General features: G+C 62.6%; 6 protein-coding genes. All 6 read left to right on the top strand.

Features of this window, described 5'->3' with window-relative positions; all coding sequences use genetic code 11:
- Positions 1 to 248 precede the first annotated feature (248 nt).
- The 6 genes from B3397_RS21775 (at position 249) to B3397_RS21750 (ending at position 6,686) form a co-directional block, all read left to right on the top strand.
- Entirely contained in the window at positions 249 to 1,163 is a 915-nt protein-coding gene (locus B3397_RS21775) for a glutamate/aspartate ABC transporter substrate-binding protein (protein ID WP_296253989.1), read from the top strand.
- Positions 1,164 to 1,247: 84 nt separating this feature from the next.
- Positions 1,248 to 1,994 (top strand): amino acid ABC transporter permease, encoded by a 747-nt coding sequence (locus B3397_RS21770; RefSeq protein WP_296253988.1) that lies wholly within the window; start codon positions 1,248 to 1,250, stop codon positions 1,992 to 1,994.
- The gene (locus tag B3397_RS21765) at positions 1,991 to 2,659 is read left to right on the top strand and encodes an amino acid ABC transporter permease (protein ID WP_296253990.1); all 669 of its coding nucleotides are present in this window, start codon (positions 1,991 to 1,993) and stop codon (positions 2,657 to 2,659) included. Before B3397_RS21770 ends, B3397_RS21765 begins: the two co-directional genes overlap by 4 nt.
- On the top strand, positions 2,656 to 3,390 hold the full coding sequence (locus B3397_RS21760) for an amino acid ABC transporter ATP-binding protein (RefSeq protein ID WP_296253987.1): 735 nt from the start codon (positions 2,656 to 2,658) through the stop codon (positions 3,388 to 3,390). Before B3397_RS21765 ends, B3397_RS21760 begins: the two co-directional genes overlap by 4 nt.
- A gap of 90 nt (positions 3,391 to 3,480) precedes the next feature.
- Positions 3,481 to 5,370, top strand: a complete 1,890-nt coding sequence (locus B3397_RS21755) for a sensor histidine kinase (protein ID WP_296253984.1) — start codon at positions 3,481 to 3,483, stop codon at positions 5,368 to 5,370.
- Positions 5,367 to 6,686, top strand: coding sequence for a sigma-54-dependent transcriptional regulator (locus B3397_RS21750; protein WP_296253982.1), 1,320 nt, complete (start codon positions 5,367 to 5,369; stop codon positions 6,684 to 6,686). Before B3397_RS21755 ends, B3397_RS21750 begins: the two co-directional genes overlap by 4 nt.
- Positions 6,687 to 6,876: the final 190 nt, after the last annotated feature.

Here is a 6,876-nt window from a genome sequence, read left to right as displayed (position 1 = left end):
CCCACAACCGGAAACCCGACCCCACCCACATCACCCATTCGGATTCCCGAACGCCACTACCCCCAAATCCCCCGCAACACACACTCAATCCAAAGCAAAATCAATCACTTAACCAGAAAAACCCTGCCTGGCACGACTCATGCTCTACACTCTTCAACGAAGCACGGCGTTTTGCCACACCGCCTTGCTTCGCCGTACCCCGAGGGCCACAACGGCTCCATAAGAAAAACAATGTCGAGGATTCATTGATGCGTATCGTTCCAAAACTCCTGAGCGCCGCCATTGCTGCCGCTTTGATCAGCACCCCAGTGTTTGCCGCCGAACTCACCGGCACCCTGAAGAAGATCAAGGAATCGGGCACCATCACCCTCGGCCACCGCGACGCCTCAATCCCCTTCTCGTACATCGCCGATGCGTCCGGCAAGCCGGTTGGCTACTCCCATGACATTCAGCTCAAGGTCGTCGAGGCGCTGAAGAAAGACCTGGACATGCCCGACCTGAAGGTCAAGTACAACCTGGTGACGTCGCAGACCCGTATCCCTCTGGTACAGAACGGCACCGTCGACCTGGAATGCGGTTCCACCACCAATAACGCCGAACGCGCCCAGCAGGTGGACTTCTCCGTCGGTATCTTCGAAATCGGCACCCGCCTGCTGAGCAAGGCAGATTCTTCCTACAAGGATTTCGACGATCTGAAGGGCAAGAACGTCGTCACCACCGCCGGTACCACTTCCGAGCGTATCCTCAAGGCGATGAACGCCGACAAGCAGATGGGCATGAACATCGTGTCGGCCAAAGACCACGGTGAGTCCTTCCAGATGCTCGAATCGGGCCGCGCCGTCGCCTTCATGATGGACGACGCCCTGCTCGCCGGTGAAATGGCCAAGGCCAAGAAGCCCACCGACTGGGCCGTCACCGGCACCCCGCAGTCCTATGAAATCTATGGCTGCATGGTGCGCAAGGGCGACGAACCCTTCAAGAAAGCCGTGGACGACGCCATCAAGGCCACGTTCGCTTCCGGCGATATCAACGGCATCTACGACAAGTGGTTCAACCAGCCCATCCCGCCTAAAGGCCTGAACCTGAGCTTCCCGATGAGCGACGAGTTCAAGGCGTTGATCGCCAACCCCAACGACAAGCCGGCTCCCCAAAAGAAGTCGTAAGCACCTCCTGACTTTCACCTGAGCGCCCCTGGGCGGTCAGGTGAAAGCCTGCGCCTGTGAATCAATATCCGAGGGGGATTCCCCATGAATTACAACTGGGACTGGAGCGTCTTCTTCAAGTCCACCGGTGTCGGCAGCGAGATCTACCTGGATTGGTACATCTCCGGCCTGGGCTGGACCATCGCCATTGCCGTGGTCGCCTGGATCATCGCCCTGCTGCTGGGCTCCGTACTGGGTGTGATGCGTACCGTGCCGAACCGAGTGGTATCGGGCATCGCCACCGTCTATGTGGAACTGTTTCGCAATGTGCCGCTGCTGGTGCAGCTGTTCATCTGGTATTTCCTGGTGCCCGACCTGCTGCCCGAAGGCATGCAGGAGTGGTACAAGCAGGACCTCAACCCCACCACTTCGGCGTTCCTGAGCGTGGTGGTGTGCCTGGGACTGTTCACCGCCGCGCGTGTGTGCGAGCAGGTACGCACCGGCATCCAGGCGCTGCCCCGTGGGCAGGAATCGGCCGCGCGCGCCATGGGCTTCAGGTTGCCGCAGATCTACTGGAACGTGCTGTTGCCGCAGGCCTATCGAATCATCATTCCACCGCTTACCTCGGAATTTCTGAACGTGTTCAAGAACTCCTCGGTGGCATCGCTGATCGGCTTGATGGAACTGCTGGCCCAGACCAAACAGACGGCAGAGTTCTCCGCCAACCTGTTCGAAGCCTTCACCCTGGCCACCCTGATCTACTTCACCCTGAACATGAGCCTGATGCTGTTGATGCGTGGCGTCGAGCGCAAGCTGGCGGTGCCGGGCCTGATCTCTCTGGGGGGTAAATAATGGACTTCAGTGGAATCGTTCCGGCGCTGCCGGGGCTGTGGAATGGCATGCTGATGACCCTCCAGCTGATGGTGCTGGGCGTCATCGGTGGGGTGATCCTGGGCACGCTGCTGGCGCTGATGCGCCTGTCGTCGAACAAGATCCTCTCGCGCTTCGCCGGGGCCTACGTCAATTACTTCCGTTCCATCCCGCTGCTGCTGGTGATCACCTGGTTCTACCTGGCGGTGCCCTTCGTGCTGCGCTGGATCACCGGCGAAGACACCCCCGTGGGCGCGTTCACCTCGTGCCTGGTGGCGTTCATGATGTTCGAGGCAGCGTACTTCTGCGAAATCGTCCGGGCCGGCGTGCAGTCCATCGCCAAGGGCCAGATGGGTGCGGCCCAGGCCCTGGGCATGAGCTACGGCCAGACCATGCGCCTGATCATCCTGCCCCAGGCGTTTCGCAAGATGACCCCGCTGCTGCTGCAGCAAAGCATCATCCTGTTCCAGGACACCTCGCTGGTCTACACCGTCGGCCTGGTGGACTTCCTCAACTCGGCGCGCGCCAGCGGCGACATCATTGGCCGCGCCAATGAGTTCCTGATCTTCGCCGGCGCGGTGTACTTCGTCATCAGCTTCAGCGCCTCCCTCGTGGTCAAGCGCCTGCAAAAAAGGTTAGCCGTATGATCTCCATCAAGAACATCAACAAGTGGTATGGCGACTTCCAGGTGCTCACCGATTGCAGCACCGAGGTCCAGAAAGGCGAAGTGGTGGTGGTGTGCGGGCCGTCGGGCTCGGGCAAGTCCACGCTGATCAAGTGCGTCAACGCGCTGGAGCCGTTCCAGAAAGGCGATATCGTGGTCGACGGCACCTCCATTGCCGACCCCAAGACCAATCTGCCCAAGTTGCGCTCGCGGGTGGGCATGGTGTTCCAGCACTTCGAGCTGTTCCCGCATCTGACCATCACCGAGAACCTGACCATTGCGCAGATCAAGGTGCTGGGCCGCAGCAAGGAAGAGGCCACCCAGAAGGGCTTGCAACTGCTCGAGCGCGTCGGTCTGTCGGCCCATGCCCACAAGCACCCCGGCCAGCTCTCCGGCGGCCAGCAGCAGCGGGTGGCCATCGCGCGTGCCCTGGCCATGGACCCGATCGTCATGCTGTTCGACGAACCGACTTCGGCACTGGACCCGGAGATGGTCAACGAAGTGCTCGATGTGATGGTGCAACTGGCCCATGAAGGCATGACCATGATGTGCGTGACTCACGAGATGGGCTTTGCGCGCAAGGTGGCCAACCGGGTGATCTTCATGGACCAGGGCCAGATCGTCGAAGACTGTCCCAAGGAAGAGTTCTTCGGCGATGTCAGCGCACGGTCCGAACGCGCCCAGCAATTCCTCGCCAAGATTCTGCAGCACTGATCCACGCTGCAGCCAAAAGCCGCTGCATATCCAAGCCAGTCGTTTCCGCGCCACCGGGCGCGGGACGCTGGTCGCTCGAAGGCGACTGTGATGAAATGCCCTCCCGCCACAAAGCCTGACCTGACTGTGAAGCCCCGCCTGATTCGCCAAGTATTCCTGCCGCCGCTGATCCTGCTGCTGACCGTGGGCCTGGGCTACGTGGGCTTTCTGCTCAGCGAACACAACGGTATCCGCGCCCTGAGCGAGAACGGCGAGCGGCAGCTGGAGCTGCATGCCCGCGCGGTGGAAAGCGAGATCACCAAGTACACCTACCTGCCCAGCCTGCTGGAGCTGGAAGACAGCGTCTCGGCGCTGCTCAACGACACCGACGGCGAACACCGCCAGGTGGTCAACGATTACCTTGAAGGGCTCAATCGCCGCAGCCGCAGCCGGGCGATCTATGTGCTGGACACCACCGGTCGCGTACAGGCCACCAGCAACTGGCGCGATGCCGACAGCTTCCTTGGCGAAGACCTGTCTTTCCGCGCCTATTTCCAGGACGCCATTCGCGGCCAGCCCGGACGCTTCTACGGGATCGGCAGCACCACCGGGGAGCCTGGCTATTTCCTCGCCCATGGCCTGGAGGAACACGGCAAGCTGATTGGCGTGGCGGTGATCAAGGTGCGCCTGGAAGCTTTGGAAGAACGGTGGCAGAAAGCACGGCTGGAAGCCTTCGTCACCGATGAAAACGGCATCATCATTCTTTCCAGCGACCCCGGGCGACGGCTGAAATCGGTCAAACCCCTGACCCCGGAAATCAAGGAACGCCTGGCCCGCAGCCTGCAGTACTACTGGTGGCCACTCAACGAACTGCAACCTCTGGCCCGCGAGGCGCTCGGTGACGGCGTGGAGAAGCTGACGTTTCCAGCCCACACCGAACCACCGGGCAAGGACATCGACGTCACCTACCTGTCCCAGTCTCGCCGGCTGGCCGACACGCCGTGGCGCTTCACCCTGCTGACCTCGCTGCAGGACCTGCGTCGCGAAGCCATCATTCAGGGGGTACTGGTGGCGGTGGCCTTTGCCCTGCTGGCATTCCTGCTGATTGCCTGGAACGAACGACGCAAGGTATTGGCGACCCGCCTGGCCGCCCGTGAGGCGTTGGAGCAGGCCAACAGTCATCTGGAGCGACGCATTGCCGAACGCACCCAGGATCTGCGCGCCAGCAACGAGCGGCTCAAGGCGCAGATCCGCGAACGGCGGCAGGCCGAGCAGACCCTGCGCCAGGCCCAGGATGAACTGGTCCAGGCCGGAAAGCTGGCCGCCATCGGCCAGATGTCTACCAGTATTGCCCACGAGCTGAACCAGCCGCTGGCGGCCCTGCGGACGCTGTCCGGCAACACCGTGCGCTTTCTCGAGCGCGGTGCGCTGGACACTGCCAGTACCAACCTGAGCACCATGAACGCGTTGATCGACCGCATGGGCCGCATCACCGCCAGCCTGCGCTCGTTCGCCCGCCGTGGTGACGACAAGGGCCAGGCCAGCCTGGGCAAGGCGGTGGACGCCGCGCTGCAAGTGTTGGCCAGCCGCATCGAGGCCAGCGCGCTGCAGGTCCATCGCCACTTTGCCGACCTGCAATTGGCCATCGATCAGACCCGCCTGGAACAGATTCTGGTGAACCTGATCGGCAACGCGCTGGACGCTACCGTCGGCGCGCCGCTGCCGGCCCTGTGGCTGGATGGCCAGATGGACGGCGAGCGCTACGGGCTGCGGGTCAGGGACAATGGCCACGGCATCGACGCCGAGGCGCGCAAGCATCTGTTCGAACCGTTCTTCACCACCAAACCGGGCGATCACGGCCTGGGGTTGGGCCTCACTCTGTCGGCCAGCCTTGCCGCTGCGGCCGGGGGCAACCTCAGTGTCGAGCACCCCGCCAGCGGTGGTACCACCTTCATTCTCAGTCTGCCTGTCGTGGCAGCCCTGCCAAGCGAGTCGCCATGAACGCCCTCACCGTCCTGGTCGTCGAAGACGATCCCCATGTGCTGCTGGGATGCCAGCAGGCCCTGGCTCTGGAAGACATTCCCAGCGAAGGCGTGGGCAGCGCCGAAGAGGCACTGGCGCGCATTGGCGAGCATTTCGCCGGCATCGTCGTCAGCGATATCCGTCTGCCGGGCATCGATGGCCTTGAGCTGCTGCGCCAGCTCAAGGCGCGGGACCCCAGCCTGCCGGTGGTGTTGATCACCGGCCACGGCGACATTTCCATGGCCGTGGGCGCGATGCGCAGCGGCGCCTACGATTTCATGGAGAAGCCCTTTTCCCCGGAGCGCCTGGTGGACGTGGTTCGCCGGGCTCTGGAACAGCGCAGCCTGGCACGGGAGGTCAGTTCGTTGCGCCGCCAATTGGCCGAGCGCAGCTCGCTGGAAGGCCGCATCATCGGCCGCTCGCCGGCCATGCAGAACCTGCGCGAGCTGATCGCGAATGTGGCGGACACTTCGGCCAACGTCTTGATCGAGGGTGAAACCGGGACCGGCAAGGAGCTGGTGGCCCGCTGCCTGCACGATTTCAGCCGGCGTCAGGCGCAACCGTTCGTGGCACTGAACTGTGGCGGCTTGCCGGAGCAGTTGTTCGAGAGCGAAATCTTCGGCCATGAAGCCAATGCCTTCACCGGCGCGGGCAAGCGTCGCATCGGCAAGATCGAGCATGCCGACAAGGGCACGCTGTTTCTCGACGAAGTGGAAAGCATGCCGATCCCGTTGCAGATCAAGCTGCTGCGGGTATTGCAGGAGCGCACGCTGGAGCGGCTCGGCTCGAACCAGAGCATCGAGGTGGACTGCCGCCTGATCGCGGCGACCAAGGCCGACCTCGATGAGCTGAGCCGGCAGAACCAGTTCCGCAGCGATTTGTACTACCGGCTCAATGTGGTGACCCTGGAGCTGCCGCCCCTGCGCGAGCGGCGCGAAGATATCCTGGAGCTGTTTCAGCATTTTCTGCAATTGGCGGCGCTGCGGTTCGATCGTGAGCCGCCTGAGCTGGACGCCCAGACCTTGTCGCGGCTGATGAGCCACGACTGGCCCGGCAACGTGCGCGAGCTGCGCAACGTGGCTGAGCGCTATGCGCTCGGGCTGCCGGCATTCAAGAAAAGCGCTGGCACCAATGGCGTGGGACTGGGCTTTGCCGAAGCGGTGGAGGCGTTCGAGCGCAACCTGCTCACCGAGGCATTGCAGCGCAGCGGCGGCAACTTGAGCCAGGCCAGCCAGGAACTGGGGCTGGCGAAGACGACCTTGTTCGACAAGGTCAAGAAGTATGGGTTGAATTGAAGGTGTGTGGTGTCAAGGCGGACCCCATCGCGGGTAGAACCCGCTCCCACAGGGGATATGTGTGAGGCCATGAATCCAGGTCCTACAGCAGCGCTGTGTGAGGCCAGGAATCCAGGTCCCACAGGGCCTCTGTGTGAGGCCAGGAATCCAGCTCCCACAGGGGCTCTGGGTGAGGCCAGGAATCCAGCTC

This window comes from Pseudomonas sp. UBA4194, assembly GCF_002379585.1.
GTDB lineage: Bacteria > Pseudomonadota > Gammaproteobacteria > Pseudomonadales > Pseudomonadaceae > Aquipseudomonas.
Note: the sequence above shows the minus strand (reverse complement) of the source record. Positions and strands in the feature narration are given on the sequence as shown.